Source organism: Hydrogenophaga sp. (assembly GCF_011390835.1).
Lineage (GTDB): Bacteria > Pseudomonadota > Gammaproteobacteria > Burkholderiales > Burkholderiaceae_C > Hydrogenophaga.
In genome coordinates this window covers 70290-90463 of the sequence record NZ_JAABRQ010000009.1, presented here as the reverse complement: position 1 = coordinate 90463, position 20174 = coordinate 70290, and the positions used below count along the sequence as shown (strand labels likewise).

23 protein-coding genes are annotated in these 20174 nt (G+C 65.6%); 13 read left to right on the top strand and 10 right to left on the bottom strand.

Annotation, left to right across the window (positions count from 1 at the left end; translation table 11 throughout):
* Window position 1 precedes the first annotated feature (1 nt).
* The 6 genes from GPT34_RS07440 to asd all read left to right on the top strand — a co-directional run bounded on the left by GPT34_RS07440 (window position 2) and on the right by asd (window position 4492).
* Window positions 2-871 (top strand): ARMT1-like domain-containing protein, encoded by an 870-nt coding sequence (locus tag GPT34_RS07440; RefSeq protein ID WP_291010676.1) that lies wholly within the window; start codon window positions 2-4, stop codon window positions 869-871.
* Window positions 868-1632 (top strand): metal ABC transporter ATP-binding protein, encoded by a 765-nt coding sequence (locus GPT34_RS07435; RefSeq protein WP_291010674.1) that lies wholly within the window; start codon window positions 868-870, stop codon window positions 1630-1632. The genes GPT34_RS07440 and GPT34_RS07435 overlap by 4 nt, the downstream gene beginning before the upstream one ends.
* A 3-nt stretch (window positions 1633-1635) precedes the next feature.
* On the top strand, window positions 1636-2397 hold the full coding sequence (locus tag GPT34_RS07430) for a metal ABC transporter permease (protein ID WP_291010673.1): 762 nt from the start codon (window positions 1636-1638) through the stop codon (window positions 2395-2397).
* 95 nt (window positions 2398-2492) lie between these two features.
* A complete protein-coding gene (locus GPT34_RS07425) occupies window positions 2493-3002 on the top strand; it encodes a DUF1269 domain-containing protein (RefSeq protein ID WP_291010672.1) in 510 nt (169 codons plus the stop codon).
* 82 nt (window positions 3003-3084) lie between these two features.
* Window positions 3085-3576: a hypothetical protein gene (locus tag GPT34_RS07420; RefSeq protein ID WP_291010671.1), complete on the top strand. Its 492-nt coding sequence runs from the start codon at window positions 3085-3087 to the stop codon at window positions 3574-3576.
* 52 nt (window positions 3577-3628) lie between these two features.
* On the top strand, window positions 3629-4492 hold the full coding sequence (gene asd, locus GPT34_RS07415) for an archaetidylserine decarboxylase (protein ID WP_291010670.1): 864 nt from the start codon (window positions 3629-3631) through the stop codon (window positions 4490-4492).
* A gap of 39 nt (window positions 4493-4531) precedes the next feature.
* Here the strand turns inward: asd and GPT34_RS07410 are convergent, their stop codons facing one another.
* From GPT34_RS07410 to GPT34_RS07400, 3 genes are all read right to left on the bottom strand, one after another.
* Window positions 4532-5158, bottom strand: coding sequence for a class I SAM-dependent methyltransferase (locus tag GPT34_RS07410; RefSeq protein WP_291010669.1), 627 nt, complete (start codon window positions 5156-5158; stop codon window positions 4532-4534).
* Between the two features lie 146 nt (window positions 5159-5304).
* Window positions 5305-6843 (bottom strand): NAD(P)H-hydrate dehydratase, encoded by a 1539-nt coding sequence (locus tag GPT34_RS07405; RefSeq protein WP_291010668.1) that lies wholly within the window; start codon window positions 6841-6843, stop codon window positions 5305-5307.
* A 2-nt stretch (window positions 6844-6845) separates the two neighbouring features.
* Window positions 6846-7727, bottom strand: a complete 882-nt coding sequence (locus GPT34_RS07400) for an oxidoreductase (RefSeq protein WP_291010667.1) — start codon at window positions 7725-7727, stop codon at window positions 6846-6848.
* A gap of 352 nt (window positions 7728-8079) precedes the next feature.
* On the opposite strand from GPT34_RS07400, the gene GPT34_RS07395 reads away from it, so the two are divergent.
* Complete coding sequence (locus tag GPT34_RS07395) at window positions 8080-9114, top strand: NADP-dependent oxidoreductase (protein ID WP_291010666.1); 1035 nt, start codon at window positions 8080-8082, stop codon at window positions 9112-9114.
* 49 nt (window positions 9115-9163) lie between these two features.
* On the opposite strand, the gene GPT34_RS07390 is transcribed toward GPT34_RS07395, so the two are convergent.
* From GPT34_RS07390 to GPT34_RS07360, 7 genes are all read right to left on the bottom strand, one after another.
* Window positions 9164-9841, bottom strand: coding sequence for an ABC-type transport auxiliary lipoprotein family protein (locus GPT34_RS07390; RefSeq protein WP_291010665.1), 678 nt, complete (start codon window positions 9839-9841; stop codon window positions 9164-9166).
* Window positions 9838-10776, bottom strand: coding sequence for an MlaD family protein (locus GPT34_RS07385; RefSeq protein WP_291010664.1), 939 nt, complete (start codon window positions 10774-10776; stop codon window positions 9838-9840). The genes GPT34_RS07390 and GPT34_RS07385 overlap by 4 nt, the downstream gene beginning before the upstream one ends.
* The gene (locus GPT34_RS07380) at window positions 10761-11600 is read right to left on the bottom strand and encodes an ABC transporter ATP-binding protein (RefSeq protein WP_291010663.1); all 840 of its coding nucleotides are present in this window, start codon (window positions 11598-11600) and stop codon (window positions 10761-10763) included. Before GPT34_RS07380 ends, GPT34_RS07385 begins: the two co-directional genes overlap by 16 nt.
* Before the next feature lies 1 nt (window position 11601).
* Window positions 11602-12708 carry an MlaE family lipid ABC transporter permease subunit gene (locus tag GPT34_RS07375; protein WP_291010662.1) on the bottom strand — a complete coding sequence of 369 codons (1107 nt, stop codon included), beginning with the start codon at window positions 12706-12708 and terminating at the stop codon, window positions 11602-11604.
* A 35-nt stretch (window positions 12709-12743) separates the two neighbouring features.
* The gene (locus GPT34_RS07370; RefSeq protein ID WP_291010660.1) at window positions 12744-13034 is read right to left on the bottom strand and encodes a hypothetical protein; all 291 of its coding nucleotides are present in this window, start codon (window positions 13032-13034) and stop codon (window positions 12744-12746) included.
* A 26-nt stretch (window positions 13035-13060) separates the two neighbouring features.
* Complete coding sequence (locus GPT34_RS07365; protein ID WP_291010658.1) at window positions 13061-13831, bottom strand: PRC-barrel domain-containing protein; 771 nt, start codon at window positions 13829-13831, stop codon at window positions 13061-13063.
* Between the two features lie 208 nt (window positions 13832-14039).
* The gene (locus GPT34_RS07360; RefSeq protein WP_291010656.1) at window positions 14040-15254 is read right to left on the bottom strand and encodes an MFS transporter; all 1215 of its coding nucleotides are present in this window, start codon (window positions 15252-15254) and stop codon (window positions 14040-14042) included.
* A gap of 384 nt (window positions 15255-15638) precedes the next feature.
* Here GPT34_RS07360 and GPT34_RS07355 point away from each other — a divergent pair, with 384 nt between their 5' ends.
* The 6 genes from GPT34_RS07355 (at window position 15639) to GPT34_RS07330 (ending at window position 20114) form a co-directional block, all read left to right on the top strand.
* Window positions 15639-16025 carry a hypothetical protein gene (locus tag GPT34_RS07355; protein ID WP_291010654.1) on the top strand — a complete coding sequence of 129 codons (387 nt, stop codon included), beginning with the start codon at window positions 15639-15641 and terminating at the stop codon, window positions 16023-16025.
* An 80-nt stretch (window positions 16026-16105) separates the two neighbouring features.
* Window positions 16106-16330 (top strand): hypothetical protein, encoded by a 225-nt coding sequence (locus tag GPT34_RS07350; RefSeq protein ID WP_291010652.1) that lies wholly within the window; start codon window positions 16106-16108, stop codon window positions 16328-16330.
* Window positions 16331-16457: 127 nt separating this feature from the next.
* The gene (locus GPT34_RS07345) at window positions 16458-17192 is read left to right on the top strand and encodes an SGNH/GDSL hydrolase family protein (RefSeq protein WP_291010650.1); all 735 of its coding nucleotides are present in this window, start codon (window positions 16458-16460) and stop codon (window positions 17190-17192) included.
* A gap of 316 nt (window positions 17193-17508) precedes the next feature.
* Entirely contained in the window at window positions 17509-18678 is a 1170-nt protein-coding gene (locus GPT34_RS07340) for a hypothetical protein (protein ID WP_291010648.1), read from the top strand.
* Between the two features lie 36 nt (window positions 18679-18714).
* A complete protein-coding gene (locus GPT34_RS07335; RefSeq protein ID WP_291010646.1) occupies window positions 18715-19098 on the top strand; it encodes an HPF/RaiA family ribosome-associated protein in 384 nt (127 codons plus the stop codon).
* A gap of 110 nt (window positions 19099-19208) precedes the next feature.
* Complete coding sequence (locus GPT34_RS07330; protein WP_291010643.1) at window positions 19209-20114, top strand: PHB depolymerase family esterase; 906 nt, start codon at window positions 19209-19211, stop codon at window positions 20112-20114.
* Window positions 20115-20174: the final 60 nt, after the last annotated feature.

Genomic DNA, 20174 nt, shown 5'->3' with positions numbered 1-20174 from the left:
CATGCAGACCTCTCTTGACTGCGTGCCGTGTTTGCTGCGCCAGAGCCTCGAGGCGACCCGCGCGGTGACCGCCGATGTTGGCGTCCAAGAGCACGTCATCCGGGAGGTGCTGCGCATGCTGGCCGAGCTGGAACTCAACCAGCCACCGCCCCTACTGGCTCAGGCGGTCCATCGCCGGCTGCGCGAGCTCACCGGGGCAGATGACCCCTACCAAAGAGCAAAAACACGATTCAACCGGCTGGCCATGGATGCGCTGCCCGAGCTTCGTGAGCGGGTGCGTCACGCCGAAGACCCGCTGCTCGCTGCGGCCCAGTTTGCGGTGGCTGCCAACGCGATCGACATGGGGATCTCGTCGGCCATCACCGACGAGGCGGTCCGCGAGGCGCTGCGCGGAACGCTCGGGGAGCCGGTTCATGGCGAATGGCGTGAGTTCGTCGATGCTGCGGCCGAGGCAAAGAACATCCTCTACCTCACGGACAACGCCGGCGAGATTGCAGTCGACCGCCTGGTGATCGAGGTGCTCGGCCCGGAGCGGGTCACCGTGGCCGTTCGTGGGGCACCGGTGCTCAACGATGCGACGGTGGTCGATGCCAGAGAAGTTGGGATGGTCGAGCTCACGCAGGTCATCGACAACGGCTCCGACGCGCCTGGGACGCTGATCGATGACTGCAGCAGCGAATTTCTTCAGCACTTTGACCGCGCGGACCTGATCATCGCCAAAGGCCAGGGCAACTTCGAGTCACTCAGTGGCACGGCGGCCAACGTCGCCTTCTGGTTCAAAGTGAAGTGCGAGGTGGTGTCTCGCCAGATCGGCCTGCCGGTTGGCGCTCATGCGCTGCTTTCGCCAGGCCACAAAGGGACGGGCCAATGACCGACCTTGGAAATAACAAGCAAAGCGCACTGCTTCTGCCGGTGGGCGATGGGGTCACGCATCCAACCCACGACGAGGAACCCCTGCTGCAGGTCTCGGACCTGAAGGTCACGATCGATGGCCAGGTGCTGCTGGAGAAACTGTCCTTCACAGTGAAGCGGGGCGAGGTCTTCACCATCCTAGGCCCGAATGGAGCGGGAAAAACGGTGTTGCTTCGCGCTCTGCTCGGCGTCTTGTCGCATCAAGGGTCGATCACATGGAAGCACGGGACGCGCATCGGCTACGTGCCGCAGCGGCTGCCCTACATCCGAGACATCCCGCTCACGGTGCAGGATTTCTTTGCGCTGAAGCGCGGTGCGGGGCCGGACGTCGAGGGCATGCTCCGTACCGTGGGACTCGGGGCGGAGATGGCAAAGAAACTGATCGGCGACCTCTCTTCCGGGCAGTTCCAGCGCGTCCTCATTGCCTGGGCGCTGGCTGGTGATCCCGACGTTCTTTTGTTTGACGAGCCCACCACGGGTGTCGACATCGGCGGCGAGGAAACGGTCTATGCCCTGCTTTCCAAACTCCATCAAGAGCGAAATCTGGCCATGTTGATCATCACGCACGACCTCGCGGTGGTGCATCGGCTCTCGACCACGGTGTTGTGCCTCAACAGACAACCGATCTGCCAGGGTCCGCCCCTCTCGACGCTGACCCCGGAGAACCTCAAGCGCCTTTACGGGACCGAGGTCAAGTTCTACGAACACAAGCACGGTTAGCCCATGAGTGCCTTTCTCCTCAGCCTGATTTCTGCCGCCTTCATCGGCGCCGCCGCAGCCTACCTGGGCTCGCTGATGCTGAGCCGGCGGATGGCGCTGGTGGCTGGTCCTTTGGGGCACCTGACGCTGCCGGGCATTGCGCTGGCATTGATCTGGGGTTTTGATGTTTCGCTCGGCGCGTTCCCGTTCGTCATCCTGGGCGTGGTCCTGATCTGGCTGATCGAAATGAAAACGAAGCTGCCAATGGAGGCTGTGACAGCGGTTGTGTTCGCCTCGGGCGTGGCGATCGCGTTTTTGTTTTTGCCGATCGCGCAGGCCGAGGCGGCGCTGGTGGGCGACATCACCAAGGCGGGCGTGGCTGACACCGTGCTATCGGTCGTTGCATCGCTCGCCATCATCACCACGGTGAAGCTCACCCACAAGAAACTGATTCTCGGCAACATTTCAGAGGATCTCGCGGCCTCCGAGCGGATCAACGTCAAGCGGTACAACCTGATCTACCTGTTCATGATCGCCGTCATCGTGGCGCTCGGGGTGAAGATGGTCGGCGGTCTGTTGACCGCGGCGTTGGTGGCCATCCCTGCGGCAGCGGCAAGAAATGTCGGCAGGAGCCTGCAGCAGTACACCCTCGGCGCGATGGCCATCGGCATCGCGTCTGCAGTCATCGGCGTGGTGTTGTCCCACGCCACAGGTTGGCCAGCAGGCCCTTTGATCGTGCTGATGAGCACGGCCATTTTTCTCGTCACGCTGCCCTTTGCCCGATGAGGTTTGGGCAACTCATTGAGGCAGCGCAAGGCAAGCAAATGGAGCTTGCCCATAAGCTGGTCTGTTCACCGTGTTGAAACATCAGGAGGTCTACCATGCGCCGAATTTATTTCCTCGTTCCTACCGTCGCCACCGCCCGTGCCATCGTCGATGAACTGCTGCTCAAGCGCATCGAGGAGCACCGCATTCATGTGATTGCGCGCAAGGACACGCCGCTTGAAAATCTGCCGGCAGCGCGGCTCGCGCAGAGCTCCGACATCGTGACAGCCCTGCAGCGAGGCGCCGCCGCCGGCGGGTTGACCGGCCTGCTCGCTGGGCTGGCGGCGGTCGCGTTTCCACCCGCAGGGCTGGTGCTCGGCGGGGGCGCGGCATTGGGGATGACGCTGTTCGGCGCAGGTTTCGGCGCCTGGATGTCGGGCATGGTCGGCGTGGGCATGCCCAACAGCCACATCGAGCAATACCAGGCAGCGATTGAATCTGGCGAGCTGCTGATGATGATCGACGTGCCTCGGGACCGGGTCGAGGCGATTGAGAGCCTGGTCACTGGCCACCATCCGGAAGTCGAGCTCGAAGGGGTCGATCCGAACATTCCGATCTTTCCCTGAGCCATCGCAGCCGCAGCAGCCCTTGTTCCGTTCACCCGAGCACGGGCTGGTTCGGGATTTCACTTCGGCAAAGGAGAACGCCATGAACGAGCTGACACCCGCAGAGGTCCAGGCGCTGCACGAGGCCCTGGACGACGAATACCACTCCTGGACGACCTACGACCAGGTGATCACCGATTTCGGTGAACTGCGGCCCTTCGCCAACATCCGCGCTGCAGAAGCGCGCCACATCGGGGCGCTGACCGGCCTGTTCGTTCGCTACGGCTTGCCGCTGCCTGCGAACACCTGGCCCGGCAGGGCCCCGCGCTACGCCAGCATGCAGGCCGCTTGCGAAGCGGCGGTTGCCGCCGAGATTGCCAACGGCGAGATGTATGAACGGCTGCTCACCATGACCAAGCGTTCGGACATTCTCAACGTCTTGCGCAATCTTCAGGCGGCCTCGCAGCAACGGCACCTGCCTGCCTTTCAACGCTGCACGCAAGGTGCCGGTGCCGGTGGCGGTGGCGGTGGCGGTGGCCGTGGCCGTGGCCGTGGCGGGGGAGGGCATCGCCATGGCCCAGGCGCGCAGTCATGAGCCATGTTGAGCGGCGTGCACCGACACGGCGCGGCCTGCCAGCTGAGCGCTGATGATTGATCGCCTGGCAGTCTTGCCGCAGTACCTCTTGCCCAAAAGGGCGCTGACGGCTCTGGCGGGCCGACTTGCCGCCTCGCACAGCCGGAGGTGGACGAGATGGGTGATCCCCTGGTTCATCGCGCGCTACGGCGTGAACATGGCCGAAGCGGCCAACCCCGATCCAGCGGGCTACGCCAGCTTCAACGACTTCTTCACCCGCGCGTTGCGCTCAGGTGCTCGGCCGCTGGCGCAGGCCGACTGCGTCAGCCCGGTGGACGGCGCCGTCATCCAGTGCGGTCCGATCAACGGCGACCAGATCCTGCAGGCCAAGGGCCACCGCTACAGCACCCGCTCGCTGGTTGGCGGCGATGCCGGGCTTGCCGCGCTGTTCGAGGGTGGCCAGGCCGTGACCCTGTACCTGAGCCCGCGCGACTACCACCGCATCCACATGCCCTGCGCGGGGCGCCTGCTGCGCATGATCCACGTACCGGGCGACCTGTTCTCGGTCAATCTGGCCACGGTGCGCGGCGTGCCCGGGCTGTTCGCGCGCAACGAGCGTGTGGTCTGCGTTTTCGAGTCGGACCGCGGCCCGTTCGTGCTGACCCTGGTCGGCGCCACCATTGTTGGCAGCATCGCCACCGTCTGGCATGGCGTGGTGAACCCGCCGCGCCCGGGCGTGTTGCGCGAGTGGCGCTACGACGATCAGGCCATCGTGCTGCGCCCGGGCGACGAGGTGGGTCGCTTCCTGCTTGGCTCAACCGTGGTCATGCTGTTCCCGGCCAACACGCTGCAGCTCCAGGCCGACTGGGTGCCGGGACGCAGCGTGCGCATGGGCGAGGCCATGGCCGGTGGCTCGGCGAATCCCTCGGCGCAATGAAGGGCGCCAGGCCCGCCGTTAGGGCCGGGGCAAGCACCGTCAGGAGCCATCCGGACGCGCGCTGCCCCAGGTGATGTAGCCCGCGAAGCGCGGCGTTGCGTGCAGATAAGCGTTGTGCAACTCGTCGATCTGGAAGCCGGCGGCTCGAATCAAGGGCGCGATCTCACGGTTCAGGTTGCAGCCGCCGGCCAGTGGGCGCCAGATGCCGTTCAGCCGGTCTTGCCAGCGCCGTACGTCGGCGTCAGGGGACGCGCCGTGCTCGCAGAACAGCAACCGCCCGTCGCGCCGCAGCACCCGCCGCATCTGTGCCAGTGCCGCTTCGACATCGGGAATGGTGCACAGCGTGAACGTCACAACCACCGTGTCGACGCTGCGGTCGGGCAGCGGCAGGGCTTCGCCGGGCAGATCGAGCATGCGCACGTCGAGCCCCGACGACGCCACACTCGGTGCGGCCAGCGCACGCATCTGCAGCGACGGCTCCAAGGCCCAGATCCACTCGACCCGGGACGGATCGTAAAAGGGCAGATTCAAGCCCGAGCCGAAACCGATCTCGAGCACCCGGCCGCGCGCCGCAGGCACCACCAGCCCGCGCTGGTGGCAGATGGCTGAGCTGCCGCAGACGCAGTTGACCAGGCGGGGTAGCAGGTAGCGCTGATAGGGGTTCATTGCTGCGACGTGAGGATCCTGAATGGGTGGCTCGGGCTGGCGCAGCTCAACCCAACTGGCGCGACAGGTGCACATACATCGGGCACTCGAAGAGTGCCCCGCCAGCATCAAAGTGCCGCTCGAAGGCCCTGCGCACCCTTGTATTTTCAGCGTATGTTGTCTGGCCCATGCGCCCCCGCCCGTCTGGCCAGCCGGCGAAACACGGCGGGCAACCGGTCGGGCAGATCCTCGGCCAGCAGGCCTGGGCCGAAGTGGGCGGCTGCAGCGCCGTGCAGCCACACGGCAGCGGCGGCGGCGAGAAACGGTTCCATGCCTTGCGCGAGCAGGCCCAGCACCATACCGGCCAGCACGTCACCCGTGCCAGCGGTGGCCAGGTTCGGCGGCGCGTTGGCGTTGACGATGGCACGGCCATCGGGCGCGGCAATCACGGTGTCGCTGCCCTTGAGCACGACGATGGCACCGCTGGCGCGGGCGGCGGAGCGGCTGCGGGCCAGCTTGTCGCTGGGTGCATCGACCGCGCCTGGGTTGGTGCCTGGAAACAGGCGCGCGAATTCACCTTCGTGCGGGGTCAGCACGCAGGCGCCTTGGATAGCGCGAAACAGCGAGGAGGGTTCGCTCTTGAAGGCCGCGAGCGCATCGGCGTCGAGCACGGTCGCGCGGCTAGCATGCAGCATGGCCAGCACGCGAGCGCGGGTGTCGGGCCCCGCGCCTGCGCCAGGGCCGATCAGCAAGCCGGTGATGCGGTCATCGGCCAGCAGCTTGTCAAGGTCTCGGGGCACAGCGACCGGGCTCACCATGATGCTGGTCAGCGCAGCGGCGTAGACCGGGAGCGCGGCATCGCTTCGGCTCGCGTCCACCGCCACGGTGGTGAGACCTGCGCCCACGCGGGCCGCCGCGTGAGCGGCCATGCGCGCCGCGCCGGTGGTGGGCCAGCCGCCCCAAACCAGCGCGTGTCCCCGGGTGTATTTGTTGCCTTCCGGATGCAACAAGGGCAGCGCAGCGGTCCAGAGCAACGGATCGTTCTCGAAGGCGTCGGGCCGAATTCCATCGAACACCGACTCAGGCGTGCCGATGTCGGCCACGACAAGTTCACCGCACAGACGGCGGCCCGGCTGAATCAGGTGGCCGGGTTTTTTGCGAAAAAACGTGACGGTGAGCGCGCAAGGCACGGCGCCTGCGTTGGCGCCGGTGTCGCCCATCAGGCCGCTGGGTACGTCCACCGCAACGATCGTGGTGTTTTTCTGCGAAGCAGCGACCAGCGTTTGCGCCGCAGCGCCTTCCAGCGCCCGGCTCAGGCCCGCGCCGAAGATCGCATCAACCACCAGCGCCGCGCCGTCCAGCGCCGCTGGCGTCAAGGCCTCGACTGGCCCCTGCCACAGCGCGGCATGCTGAGCCGCCGCGCCTTTCAACTGTTCGCACGGCACCAGCGAGGCCACGCGCACCGGCCAGCCGCTCTGCGCCAGACACAGCGCGGCCACAAAACCGTCGCCGCCGTTGTTGCCCGGACCGCACAGCACCAGCGCCGGGCGCGGGCTCCAGCGTTGCACGATGGCCTGCGCCACCGCTCGCCCGGCGTTTTCCATCAACCGCATCTCGCTGATGCCCGATGCCACCGTGAGCCGGTCCGCCTCGCCCATCTGCGCGGCGGTGAGCAAGGCCGCGCTGCTGTTCAGCATGTCACCCATGCTCAGGCCTGCGCGTCGGCCTTCGATTTAGGAAAGTCAGCGGCCCGCGCCACATCCTCCACCGCCGCGAAGTCTTTGCGCAGATGGTCGAGCCTGGCCATGGCCCCTTCGAAGGCGTCGTTGCCGAGCAGCAGGTGGTGCGGCGGCTTGCCCGAGGCCACGGCTTCCAAGATGGCTTTGGCAGCGCGCACCGGGTCGCCCGGCTGGTGGCCGGAAGACGCGCGCACAGCGGATCGCACCGCGCCGGCTGTGGCTGCGTAGTCGTCGATCTGGTGTTTGCTCTCGTTGGCCGATCGCCCGGCCCAGTCGGTGCGAAAGCCGCTGGGCTCAACCACCATGACATGCAAGCCCAGTGGCTCCACTTCCAGCCGCAACGCGGCGGACAAGCCTTCAACCGCGAACTTGGTCGCGTTGTAGTAACCCAGCGCCGGGAACCCGCGCAGGCCGCCCAACGAAGACAGGTTGACGATGCAGCCCGCACGGCGCTGGCGCATGCTGGGCAACACGGCCCAGATCATCCGGCCGGTGCCGAAAACGTTGACGTCAAACAACTTGCGTACCTCGTCTTCCTCGCTTTCTTCAACTGCGGCAAAGTAGCCGATGCCGGAGTTGTTGACGAGCACATCGATGCGCCCAAACCGCGCCTCGGTGGCCTTGATCGCGGCGGCTGCTTGATCGGCCTTGGTGACATCCAACGGCAGCACCAGCACATGGTCGGTCGCGCCAAAGCCTTCCAGCTTCGATGGATCGCGCGCGGTCACCACCGTGCGAAAGCCGCGCGCAATCGCCTGCTTGGCCAGCTCCAGACCGAAACCAGTGGAGCAACCGGTGATGAACCAGACGGGCGGCTCAGTGGCGAGCGCGTGGGCGGATGCGGTGTTCATTTCATTTCCTTTTTTGAATCGGGCTGGCGTGCTGAATTTGCAACTATGCCCATTGCATCACTGTTGCTGCATGCGCCGGGCCCGTCTGTCTGCCAGCGCACATGAGACGCATGGCCGCGCCCATCGGTACCTTCGATTGGGAATGCCCAGCGCGGTGGAGGCAAGGCTTGCTGGTTGGGTCAATTGTTGTCCACCGCACAGACCGCGAATGGCGACTCCCCTACCTTCGGCGTTGCCATGCACTGGGTGCCACGCTCGTGGCGGGTCCAACGTTGCGATGGAACACGCCACGATACAACTGGCTGCAACTTCCCCGCAGCCACCACAGCGCCTCTAGAAGGAAAGCACCACCATGTCGCAAAACACCACCGTCAACCGCCGCATCGTTCTGAACGCCAGGCCGCACGGCGCGCCGACCGCTTCAGACTTCTGCATCGAAAACGGCCCCGTGCCCAAGCCCGAAGATGGCCCGCTCTTGTTGCGCACGCTGTACCTGTCGCTTGACCCCTACATGCGCGGTCGCATGAGTGATGGGCCTTCATATGCGGCACCAGTGGCCATCGGCAACGTGATGGTCGGCGGCACGGTGTCGCGGGTCGAAGCGTCACGGCTGAACAACTTCAAGGTGGGCGACTTGGTGCTGGGCTACACCGGCTGGCAGGACTACGCGCTGTCCGACGGCCAGGGACTCACCACGCTGTACCCGGAAGATCCGCATCCGTCGCGCGCCTTGGGCGTGCTGGGCATGCCGGGCTTCACCGCCTACATGGGCTTGCTGGACATCGGCAAGCCGGTGGCTGGTGAAACTGTCGTCGTCGCCGCAGCCAGCGGCCCGGTCGGTTCAGTGGTGGGACAGATCGCGAAGATGTTGGGCTGTTATGTGGTGGGCATCGCCGGTGGTGACACGAAGTGCCGCTACGTGATCGACGAACTGGGTTTCGACTTCTGCGTCGATCATCACGCAGACGACCTGCCAGGACACTTGGCCGCTGCCTGCCCGAAGGGCATCGACGTGTACTTTGAGAACGTCGGCGGTGCGGTGTTCGATGCGGTGCTGCCGCTGCTCAATACCAAGGCACGGGTGCCCGTGTGCGGCCTGGTTGCGTCGTACAACGCCACTGAATTGCCGCCGGGGCCGGACCGGCTGGGCTTGTTGGTCGGCACCTTGCTGCGCCAACGCATCAAGATGCAGGGTTTCATCGTGTTCGACGATTACGGTCCGCGCTGGAGCGAGTTCGAAGGCGCCATGCGCAAGTGGGTGCGGGAAGACAAGATCCAGGTCCGCGAGGACATCGTCTTTGGTCTGGAGAACGCACCCGAGGCCTTCATCGGCCTGCTCGAAGGCAAGAACTTCGGCAAGCTGGTGATTCAGCTGGCACACGAATAAATGCCGCCCAGCCGCCGGCGGCTGCTCGCGCCAACTCGCCGAGCGACGCTCAGGGCGGGATAGCCTGCGCCATGAAGGTGGCCAGCGCCGGCAACCACTGCGCCACCGCCTGGTTGGCAGCGCTGGCGCCGCCTACGGCGTCTTCGCTGGGGGTATCCACAGCGATGTCGAACAAGCGCACACCCAACACCTGTCGCGTGGCCGTGTCGATCAGCACGGCACGCACGCTGAGCTGAACCCGGCTCGGCGTGTGCGTGAAGTCCTGCTGCAAGCGCAGCAGTTCGGTCTCTAACCGGAACGCGCCAGTGGCCAGCGTGGGCGCGGGCACCACGGCTTGGAAGGCGCCGCTGCCCTGTGCAGCGCGCACGATCAGCGGCGCCAGCATCTGCGTCGGCTTGTCGGCCCACTGGTGATATGCGTAGTAGGCGATCTGCTGGCCACGCCGGGTGTACGCCAGGTCGCGTGTGTCATAGGCGGCCGCGGCGCGCGGCGTCTCGACGATCAAGGTCTTCGCGCCAGGCCGTATCGGCACCGCTGGGGATGTGCCGGCCGGACCACCGTCCAGCAACAGCAACGTGGGTTGGGTCGGCGGCTTGGGCAACAGACCCGAGGCGCAGCCCACCAACAGCGTCAGGCACAGCACCGCCGTGGCGCACAGCGCGCTGCGCCAAGCGACGGTTAACTGGCAGCCGTCGGGCTGGGCGGCAGGAAGACGAAGCAGCGTCATGGCGGGGCACTTTCTCCGGGGCCGGGGGGTCGGGTCGGGCGGCCGATCAGCAAGCTGCTGGGCTGGCGCTCGGTCTGTTCACTCAAGTGGCGCAGCGATTCGCTCAGCCGACTGAGATCGGCCATCAAGCGGGCCAGGTCGGGCAGTGTTTCGGTCTGCAGCTGCTGCACGCCGCTGGCTGCACCGGCCACCGCCACGTCCGCCGTTTCACTGGTCTGGCCCACCGCCTGCGCCGCGCGATCAACCGCGCTGGCGGCGCTGGCCAGGCGGGCCAGCAGCGGGTCGAGCTGCGCACTGGCCTGCGCAGCCCGCTGGGCGGTGCGCGCCGCGTCGTCAATGCCGGCGGTGATGGTGTCCTTCTGCGCAGCCAGCGTGTGCATCAGCACAGCCAGGTCGGCCAGCGTCTGCTTCAGCGCGGCTCGGTTCTCGGCATCGAACACCGCATTCAGGTTGCCACTCATGCGGTCCAACCCGGCCAACGCGGTGCCAAGCAGGTTTTCGAGCCGCGCGCTGAGCGAGGGCTTGGAGCGGATGATGGGCTCTGGCTGTTCGGCACTGGGCCGCAGCGGCGCCGCAGCTGGGCTGCCGCCACTGAGCTCAACATAGGCGATGCCGGTGAGACCCTGGGTCTTGAGTACCGCCTCGCTGTCTTGCTTGATGGGCGTTCCGCGCTCGATCAGGAGATGCAGGCGCACCTGGCGCGAGTCTTGTGGATCGATCTCGATGCGGCTGACCTTGCCCACATCGACACCGAGAAACTTGACCGGCGCGTTGATGCTCAGGCCAGCCACCGATTCGGCAAAGATCGACGCATAGGGATCGACCTTTTTCTGCCCGCCCAGGCCAACCGCCAGCCACAGCACGCAGGCCACCAGCGCCGCGCCCAGCACCAGCACGAAGGCCCCCACCAGCGTGTAGTTCACCTTGTCTTCCACGCGGCCTCCTTGGGGGTGGGTGCGTTTTCCGCTTCGTTTGAAGGGGCAGTCGCAGGGCGATGGCGGCGCCGATCGACGAAATAAGCCTGAACGATGGGATGTTTTTCGTGCGCCAGCTCCTCCATGGTGCCGGTGGCGAGCACATGGCCCTCACCGAGCACAGCCACCCGGTCGGCCACCTGCCAGAGCAGGTCACGGTCGTGGGTGATCATCACCACCGTTTGGCCGGTCTCGCGGTGGGTGTTGAGGATGAGGTCGCTCACGCCGGCCGCGCTGGCCGGATCCAGGCCCGAGGTGGGTTCGTCGAGGAACAACAGCTCGGGGTCGAGCGCCATCGCGCGGGCCAGGCTGGCGCGCTTGAGCATGCCGCCACTGAGCTGGTCGGGCAGCTTCAGGCCGGCATCGGGTGGCAGCCCAGTCAAGGCCAACTTGCCGTCGGCCAGGCCATCGATCAGCGCATCGTCGAGCTGGCTGTGTTCGCGCAGCGGCAGGCCCACGTTCTCGCGCACGGTCAGCGAGCTGAACAAGCCGCCGTGCTGGAACATCACGCCCCAGCGCAGGCGCAGGCCACGCGCCTGCGCCGCATCGAGCGTGGCGATGTCCTGGCCGAACAGGCTGATGCGCCCGGCCGTGGGCCGCTGAAGCAGGATCATCTCGCGCAGCAGCACCGACTTGCCCGAGCCGCTGCCGCCCACAATCGCCAGGATTTCGCCCTGCTGCACGGTGAGGTTGAGGTTTTCGTGCACGGTGTGGCTGCCAAACCGCGTGCTCAGGCCCTGCACCTCGATCACGGGCGATGAAACAGGGTTCTGGATGGCGGCCATGCTAGAGATCGAGCATGTTGAAAACGACCGAAAACAGCGCGTCGACAACGATCACCAGAAAGATCGCCTGCACCACGCTGAGCGTGGTCTGGCGGCCCACGCTGTCGGCGCCGCCCTCGGTGCGAAAGCCCTGGAAGCAACCGACCATGACGATGATGGCCGCGAACACGAACGACTTGCCGATACCGATCAGCAGCGTGCTGCCTTGCATCTCGCGGCCGAAGCGGTCGGCAAACTCGACCCAGCCGATGCCGAGCAGCGAGTTCGCCATCACCATGCCGCCGAACACGCCGGTGATGTCGGCAAACAGGGTGAGCAGCGGCATGGCCACCAGAAGCGCCAGCAGCTTGGGCAGCACCAGCAAATCGATCGGGTCGATGGCCAGCGTGCGCATCGCGTCGACCTCCTCGGTGACCACCATGGTGCCGATCTGCGCGGCATAGGCCGAGCCCGAGCGCCCGGCGATGATGATGGCCGTCATCAGCGGCGCAAACTCGCGCAGCATCGCGTAGCCCACCAGGTCGACGACGAAAATATTGGCGCCGTAGTGCCGCAACTGGTCGGCGCCTTGGTAGGCCACCACCACGCCAATCAGGAAGGCGGTCAGGCCGACGATGGGCAGTGCGTCGAAGCCGGCGATCTGGATGTGGCGCAGCATGGTGCGCCAGCGCAGCCGGCCCGGCTGCTTGGCAACGCCCAGCGCGCAGACGGCGACCTGGCCCATGAACACCAGCATCGCCTGCGCCTGGCGCGCGCTGGCCACCGCACGGCGACCGGTGCGTTCCAGCAGCGCCGGCGCCGGGGCTGGCAGCGGCGCGTCGTGCACCGCAGACGCGCGCACCACCATAGCCTGCAAGCGCGGCGGCCAACGCTCGAAGCGCGGCGCTTCAGCGTCAGCGGCCTGGCCAAGCCAGCGTTGCAGCACCCAGGCACCAGCGCTGTCCATCGCGATCAGGCCGGAGCCGTCGAGCACCGCCGCGCCCGTGCCGCGCGGCTTGGCGTCGATCTGCTGCGGCAAGGCGCCGAGACCGCGCAGCGTCCAGTCACCCGCCAGCAGCCAGGGACCGGCTTCGCTGGGCGTCAGGGTGGCTGGCTCTACCCGGTTCATGGCAATTCCATGGCGGGTAGAGGCGCCCGGCGCGTTCAGACCTGGCTTTTGAAGTAGCTGAACGAGTGGACGAAGGCATCGCGCACCTTCTCCATCTCGGCGGTCATCTTGTCCCACGAATCTTCGCCAGCGGCCTTCATCTCGGCGAACTTGGCGCTGGCCAGCTGGGACTCCTTGCGTGCCTTGGCCAGTTCTGCCTGGTAGGTTTGCATCACCTCTTGGTTAGCCTTCGCGGCCTTGGCCTCAAGCTGGTCGATCTTGCTGTTCAGCTCATCAAGCTGGTGCTTCATGCGGGTGGTGTACTCGGCTCGGGCGTTGGTGGTCATGGTGTGTTTCCTTGGGGTGGCTGGCGTTAAGCCCAATAGCCTTGTCGGCAGTAGGCGTCGTGCAGCCGCTTTTCGTCGTCGCGGCCAATGTCGGACGGCTCGACGAAGCCGGGGCTGTTTTTGACCTGTTCGCGCTTCAGGCTGACCTGCACGGTGCCGGAGGCCCAATCGATGCTGTCGATCCACTGGGTTGCAATCAACACATGCTTGCCGCCTGGCCACCAGTTGCGGGTCTCCACCACCAGATAGCGGATGGCCCACGAGACGTCGTCGAAGACGAAGTCCTGCACATGGCCGATGCTGCCGTCGCTGGCCTGGATGTCGTAGCCCTTCACGCCTGCGCTGCTGCGCAGATGGCTGACAGCGCCACGCTGATCGCGCTCGCGCATGGCGTTGGCGACTTCGATGTCTGTCGGCGTTGGCACATAGGGTGGCATCAAAGGGAGGGCTTCCCAGCCCCAAAGCCCACTGCCCTCCCAATAGTTGGGATAACTGTAGTAGCTCACGAAGTCGTGTTCGTGTTGGCGTGAAACTGGCTGCTGGGTGTCGATGTCGGGGCTCGCCTTGACCTGCGCCCGGGTCAGCGCTACGTCGATGTTGGTGCCGCTGTCGACCGGCTGCTTCACCGCGCAGGGCGATATCAAAACCTCACGCCCAGACAGCCAGTTGCCGGTGTTCACCACGAGGTAGCGAATGGTCCAGGCGTTGTCGTCGAAGAAGGCGGCTTTGAAGTGACCCACCAAGCCGTCGGTTGCGGTGACGGTACTGCCGCTGAGACGGCCCAGGCTGTTGAACATGATCGCGTTCCCAAAATGAGTGCAGCGGGCCGATGCGGCTGAAGAAAGGCATGAAAAAAAGCATCAAAAGACCTTGTCTGCGCAGCCACTAGCCTACCAAGCCAAGCGCTGAAAGCAGCTTAGTCGGCAGTGCAAAAGCTGTCTGTTCGCCAGCGCACAAATGGGGGCTTGCAACGCGTCCATGGCAGTACAGGCGCTGCAGGCTGGCTCATACAACCTGCCTGTCAGAAGACGCAACGGGTGGGTGGCCCGCCGGCTTCAGCCAGGCGAACAAGGCGATGGCGATCGTCGACAAGCCAGCGGCCAGAGAGAACACCAGCGACGGTGAGCTTGCCCAGAGCAGGCCCGCCACCAGCGACGCCGGCAGATAGAGCAAGCCGGTGACCAAGTTGTAGATGCCGACCGCGCTGGCGCGGCGCTCGGGCTCGATGTCGGCGATGAAGGCTTTGCTCTGCGCCTCGTCGATGGCGTAGAAAAAACCGTAAGCCACGAACGCGGCAACGATGGCCCAACGGCTGCTGGCAAAGACGAGCCAGACGTTGATCAAGCCGTAGGTGCCATAGCCCAGCATCACGATGGTGCTGCGGCCGATGCGGTCGCCCAACAGGCCCACCAGCGGCGCGGAGACGACGCAGGTCGCGTTGAACAGCGCATACAGCAGCACGATCTGCGTGACGCTGAACCCCAGGCTGTGGGCGCGCAGCAGCAGAAAGCCCAGGCTGAAATAGGCCAGTGCGAAGGTACCCGCCGGCACAAGAAATCGCTTGAAACCGGGGCTGAGCTCGGCCCAGTTGCGGGGCACGCTCTCGCGCGGGTGCGGCGCACCGGGCTGGTCCTTCATCATCGACAGCAGCACGATGCTGAACACGGCCGGCACAAAGGCGACCCAGAACAGCACGCGGTAGGTGCCTGGCGATTCGCCCAGCCAGGTCAGCAGCCCGTAGGCGACCAGCGGGCCGAGTACGGCGCCGGCCTTGTCCAGCGCCTTGTGCACACCAAAGGCATAGCCACGCGTCTGCTGCCGGGCGATAGACGACAACCACGCGTCCCGCGGCGGCCCTCGAAATCCCTTGCCCAGCCGCTCGATCACGCGAAACAGGCCCAAGCCCAGCACCGAACTCGTGACCAGCAGAATCAGCTTGGCCAGCGTCGAGAAGCCGTAGCCCGCCAGGGCGTAAACCTTGCGCTTGCCGCTGCGGTCGGACAACCAGCCCGCCAGGTAGTTAAGCGAAGAAGCCGAGAAGTCCGCCAAACCCTCGATCAGGCCCAGCAGGGCACTGGACGCACCGGCCACTGTGGTGAAGAAGACCGCAAAGACCGAGAAGATCATCTCCGAACTGAGGTCGGTCAGCAGGCTGACGAAGCCGAGCTTCAGGACGTCGGGTGGCAGCTTGTCCGGCTGTGGCAGATCGGGTGGATTCATTGTTTGGCGACCAAGCAGCAGTGGATGGGGGTCGGGGTTGGCCTGCCGCCTGGCAGGGCGCGGATCACCCAGGTTGATCACGCGTTGACCGCGATGCGGTGGCGGGAATTGCACACGCACAACAGCGCTCGGGCGCCAGCACAGGCTAGCGGTCGATGCAGCGCCAGTCTGTTCGCCAGTGAACCATGGCCTGCGTTTTTGGCGCCCACGCCCCCCAGCTGTGATGTGTTTTCACACGCGCGAGCCCTTGGATGTGCGTTACCGAACAGAACCTTTGGCGCGCGACAGGTAAGGTGCCTCCATCGGACTTTGCCCGCCTGCGCAGATGCCCCCGTGAACCCGACAGGCACACCGATGGCGGTCCTCACTACACCAGGATTCACGATGACGAACAGCAGTTTTCTCGGCGGCGAACGGGCCGCGAAGCCCGCACCGGGCAAAGACATTGATGCCCTGGGTCCCAGCGACAGCAGCGACAGTGGAAGCGATGTGCAAGGCGAATTCAGCGTGCGCGGCAAAGGCGATCACGCGGACGAACTCGGCTCGCTGGTCGTCAACACGGCCAACGACAGCGATTCCTATGGTACCGGTGAGCGGGCCAGCGCAACCGGGCGAGACGTGCCCGATGGCGCGGACATCATGCCGGACCATGTGGTGGGTTCTGCCAGTGAGGTGAACCCCAGCGCCGACCAGGCGAGGGCCCAAGCGCAGCTCGATCAACTTGCCGCCACGCCCACCGACCCGGCAGATCTTCCGAGCAACGAATCTTGAGGTTGCCCCCTGTGCGAAGCCTGCCGCGTTAGACACCCAGCCGACGCGGCGCGCCACTGCCCAGGTCACCGGAGAGATCCATGGAAATCAGAACACGCAGCGCCCGCATCACCGACCCGATTCCCTTCCTGGCCGAACCCGGACGAGAGAAGAGCATTCCGGTCGGGCCGTGTTTGATTGAAGCGGTGGACGGACGGCCGTCGGTCGACATCATCTGGGGCGCGCGAGGCCAGAACTGCGCGACATTGCCCATCGCAGAGGTCCAGGCCGCCCAGAGCCAGGGGCATCTGGTTTTGCTGGACTGACCCAGGCGTCAAACCAGATCGGCGGCGGTGCGGGTGTCCAAACAAGCGCAGACGCACAGACCCTCTGCGCGCACGCAACTGGCCATGCTCGTCGTCACTTCAACCACCTTGAATGGCCAGCAAGCGCATGTCTGACTCTGAACGCCTCGTGCTCCTGACCCTGCTGTCGCCGCTGCTTTGGCTGCAGGCCCGACATGTGCGGCGCATCACGCCGCGCATGCCGGAGCCGCCAGGCCAACGCGCCGGCACCGCTGGCCGTGGCTCGCTGGTTCGCCTGCTGGTGGCGGGCGACTCGGGTGCCGCAGGCGTGGGCGCTCTGAACCAGGACGAGGCACTGTGTGGCCAACTTGTGCAGCGCCTGAGTCGCCATCACACGGTGGAGTGGTGCGTGTTGGCGGTCAACGGACTGGACTCGCCGGGGCTTCTCAGATTGCTGCAGGATGCACCGTGCGCCCGCTTCGATGTGGTGGTGCTGTCGATCGGCGCCAATGACGCAACTGGCCTTTGTGCGCCTCTGCATTGGGCCAGGTGGCAGGCCCGCCTGGCCGAACTCATCGCGTTGCGTTTCTCGCCGACGCTGCTGGTGCACAGCGCCGTGCCACCCATGCATGCCTGCATGGCGCTGCCGCAACCGCTGCGCTGGTTCATGGGCCACTGGGCGAAGCAGATGAACCAGAGCCTGGCTGGATTGCTGATCGACGAAGTGGGACGCACCATGCATTGCCATCCGGAAACGACGACCAGCGAAGGCATGGCGGTGGATGGCATCCATCCAAGCGCTGTGGGCTATGCGGCCTGGGCCGACGACTTGAGCCGGTGCATCCTGACCGCCCGCGCGCCCGGCACCACGCTGTCGGCGTGAACCGCGGCAACGCACCCACAGCGCTGAGCCTTCATCCGCTCCAGCAACGCCTGCCTGGTCGCAGGTTCGCGTGCATGGGTGTCGTCCCCGCCGGCTGTCGTGGTCCTCGTCTGCAACGCTGTGCGCTGCCGCACAGACGAAGGGTCCAAGCGCCAGCGAAACTGCACGATCACCCATGCCCGCATGCGGGCTGTCATCTCAGCCGGGAAGCGTGTTGCACGTCGATGTTGCTGAAGCGGGCGCAGCCCATCGCAGGCGTGCATCCCGCCGAATCCGGCTCTGCCACCAAGCCTGAGACACCACCGAAGGAAGCCACATGAACCCCACACACACCACCGACACACTCACCGCTGCCAGTCTGGCCGAGCTCGCCGCGTTCCAGGGTCGGCCCTGCCTGTCGCTGTATCAGCCGACCCACCGACGCCATCCGGAGAACCAGCAGGACCCGATCCGGTTCCGCCACCTTGTGAAGGCGCTGGAGACGTCCCTGCAAGGACAGCACACGGCCGATGCCGTCAAAGCGTTGGTCGAGCCGTTTGATGCCCTGGCACAAGACCGCGACTTCTGGAATCACACGCAGGACGGCCTGGCTGTGCTGGGCGCACCGGGTCTGTTTCGCGTGTTTTTGCTGCAGCGACCAGTGGCCGAGCTGGCCTTGGTGGCCGACAGCTTTCACACCAAACCGCTGCGCCAGGTGCTGCAGTCGGACGGACGCTATCAGGTGTTGGCGCTGAGCCTGCACAAGGTACAGCTGTACGAAGGCGATCGAAACGCGCTCCACGCCGTGGCGCTGGCACCGGGCGTGCCACGGACCATGTCCGAGGCCTTGGGCGACGAGCTCACCGAACCACACAGCAGCGTCTCGTCGTATGGTGGCATTGGCGGCGGCCACATGGCCATGCACCACGGCCAGGGCGGCAAGAAAGACCAGATCGAAGGCGACGCCGAGCGTTTCTTCCGCGCGGTGGACCGTGCCGTGCTGGAAAAGCATTCGAAGCCATCAGGCCTGCCCCTGATGCTGGCGGCCTTGCCCGAACACCATCAGCTGTTCCACAAGGTGAGCCACAACCCGTTGCTGATGGCCAGCGGCCTGATGGCCGACCCGCAGGGGCTCACGCCCGACGAGCTGTGCCAGCGCGCCTGGGACGTGGCGGCGCCGCAGCAGGAGGCCCAGCAGGCTGCATGGAGCCGTGCCTACGCCGCCGCCGCAGCCAAGGGGCTGGGCAGCGAGAACCTGGCTCAGGTGGCCCATGCCGCGGTGGCCGGTCGCGTGGCGACGCTGCTGATCGAGGCCGAGCGCCAGGTGGCCGGGCGCATTGACGCATCGACCGGGCGCATCGACGCCTCCGATCTCGACAAGCCGCGTGTGGGTGACGTGCTCGACGACCTCGGCACGCTGGTCGAAAAGCTGGGCGGGGAGGTGCATGTCCTCTCGGCCGATCGCATGCCCTGCCGCACCGGTGTGGCGGCGAGCTTTCGTCACTGATCACCCTCTCGATCCAAGACCCAAAAGGAAAAGCTCATGAAAATCCAACTCAACACCGATGTCAACATCGATGGCACCGAGGCCCTGGCCGCTCAGGTGAGCGCGACGGTTGAGCAAGCACTGGCGCGCTTCAGCGCCCACATCACCCGGGTGGAAGTGCACCTGAGCGACGAGAACGCTGGCAAGAGCGGGCAGCACGACCAGCGTTGCCTGCTGGAGGCCCGCCTCGAAGGCCGCCAGCCAGTGGCCGTGACCGAGCATGCCCCGACATCGCAGCGGGCGGTGCATGGCGCCGCGCACAAGCTGGCCCATTTGCTGGACAGCACGCTCGGACGGCTGCACGACCATCGCGAAAAGACGTCTGGCCTGCCCATGTCCGGGACCGACCCCAAGAACCGGAGCGACAGCCCCGTGGAGTGACCGCTTGGATCCTCGGCGCGGGGCGACCTCGAGTCCGATGTCCACGCGATGCCCGCATCTGCTGCGTCAATTTGGTGAGCCAATCGTCGGGTCACCCTAAAGGAATCCACATGCCACTATCTTCAGAGACCCACGATCGTCTGACTGTTCTGAATACATTCGGAACCGACCCCGGATCGTTGAGCGCAGGTACCTATGTTCCGAAAGGCTTCCCGAAGAACGGTCCACTCGTTGTCGTGATGCATGGCTCCACCCAGTCGGCGGAGAGTTACGACAGCGGATCAGGCTGGTCTGCTCTCGCCGACGAATGCGGGGTAGCGCTCCTGTTTCCGGAGCAAAGAAAGACCAACAACGCCATGGGCAGCTTCAACTGGTTCAAGCGTGGCGACAGCCGCCGTGGCGGCGGCGAACCGCTCTCCATTCGGCACATGATCCGACAGGTCGTTGATGACCACGCCATCGACACGTCGCGCGTCTTCATCACGGGGCTGTCCTCAGGGGGCGCCATGACGTCTGTGATGCTGGCGACCTATCCGGAGGTGTTCGCAGGAGGCGCGATCATCGCCGGCCTGCCCTACCGCACCGCGGACACCCTGATGCAGGCAATTTTTCGCATGAAGGGATATGGCGGCCCGTCGGACCGCAAGCTCAATGCGCTTGTGCGCGGAGCCTCGAAGTTCACCGGCCGCTGGCCGACGATCTCGGTCTGGCATGGCGGTAGCGATATGACCGTCCACAGCTCCAATGCCGATTCCATCGTCCGGCAGTGGCAGAGGATCCACAAGGTCGAAGGACCACCGACACGGGTGGAGAAGGTCGACGGCTTTCCCCGGAAGGTTTGGTGCGACGCGGACGGACGGCAAGTGATTGACGAATACATCATCGCGGGAATGGGCCACGGCACGCCGATCAGTGCAGGGGGAGACGAGGGCCTGGGGGAAGAAGGCAGGTACATGCTGGAGGTTGGCATTTCCTCGACCCGCCACATCGCGGATTCCTGGGGACTGACGCAGTAGGGGAGCAATGGCCAGAGGTGCTCCGCCAGCGCCAGCGTTCGATGACCACCATACCAAGGA